Origin of the sequence: Spirillospora sp. NPDC049652 (assembly GCF_040675125.1) — a bacterium.
Taxonomy (GTDB): Bacteria; Actinomycetota; Actinomycetes; order Streptosporangiales; family Streptosporangiaceae; genus Spirillospora.
This window is the reverse complement of sequence record NZ_JBFAOF010001386.1, coordinates 1-1,448: the sequence shown is the minus strand read 5'-3', so window position 1 is coordinate 1,448 and position 1,448 is coordinate 1. Positions and strand designations below refer to the sequence as shown.

At 74.4% G+C, this 1,448-nt stretch carries 1 protein-coding gene; it reads left to right on the top strand.

What is annotated here, in order from left to right; genetic code table 11:
- Positions 1-1,448: glycoside hydrolase family 10-like protein (locus AB0J52_RS40440; protein ID WP_500188505.1), on the top strand; the 1,448-nt coding region annotated here is incomplete at both ends.

Sequence of the window (1,448 nt, the reverse complement as noted above, 5' to 3'; positions counted from 1 at the left end):
GGCCCCGCGAGTGGCCCCGCGAGCGCACCCGCGCCCAGACCCGGACCCGGGCGCGGCGGACGGCGACGGCCGTCACCGGCGCCGCCCTCGCCCTGGCCACCGCCACCGGCTGCATCACCGCCTTCGGCGGCACCCGCAAGGACGACGCCGCGCCCGCCCCCGCCGAATGCGCCGCGATCGCCGCGCCCGGCGACTCCCGCGCCCGCCAGCTGCGCGGCATGTGGATCGCGACCGTCGGCGGCACCGACTGGCCCACCGACCCGTCCCGCCCCGCCGCCGAGCAGCGCGCCCGCTTCACCCGCCTGCTCGACACCGCCCGCGCGATGAACCTCAACTCCGTCGTCGTGCAGATCCGCCCCGACGCCGACGCGTTCTACCGCTCCCCCTACGAGCCCTGGTCGGCCGTCCTCACCGGCACCCCCGGCAAGGACCCCGGCTACGACGTCCTGGCGTTCATGGTCAAGGAGGCGCACGCGCGGAACCTGGAGTTCCACGCCTGGTTCAACCCCTACCGCGTCGCGCAGGACCCCGACCGGTCCAAACTCGCCGCCACCAGCCCCGCCCGCCGCCACCCCGACTGGGTCCGCGCCTACGGCGACCAGCTCTGGTACGACCCGGGCCTGCCGCAGGTCCGCGACCTGGCCGTCAACGCCGTCATGGACGTCGTCCACAAGTACGACATCGACGCCGTCCACTTCGACGACTACTTCTACCCCTACCCCGAGTCCGGCGACTTCCCCGACGCCGCCGCCTACCGCGCCTACGGGCACGGCCTGCCCAAGGCCGACTGGCGGCGCCGCAACGTCGACACCCTCATCCAGACCCTGTCCGCCCGCATCCACCAGGACAAGCCCTGGGTGCGGTTCGGGATCAGCCCCTTCGGCGTCTGGCGCAACAAGACCACCGACCCCGCCGGCTCGGCCACCAGCGCCCTGCAGTCCTACGACGACATCTACGCCGACACCCGCGGCTGGATCCGCAAACGCTGGGTCGACTACATCACCCCCCAGCTGTACTGGCCGATCGGCGACCGCGCCGCCGACTACCGCACCCTGGTCGCCTGGTGGGACCGCCAGGTCGCCGGAACCGGCGTCCAGCTCACCATCGGCCAGGCCGGATACCGCGTCGGGGAGGACGCCGCCTGGAAGCGGCCCGACGAACTGTCCCGCCACCTCACCCTCAACACCCGCCACCCCGGCGTCCGCGGCGACATCTTCTTCTCCGCCACCGACATCGCCAAGAACCGGCGCGGCTTCGCCTCCCGCATCCGCGCCGACCACTACGCCCGCCCCGCGATCCCCCCGGCCACCCCGCCCGCCGGGCAGAAGCCGCGCACCCCCGAACCCGTCCGCGGCGTCCGCGCCGACACCGCCGACAACGGCCGCGGCGTCCAGGTCTCCTGGGCCCCGCCACCCACCGGGAACGGCGGATGGAACGGGGACGGTTCG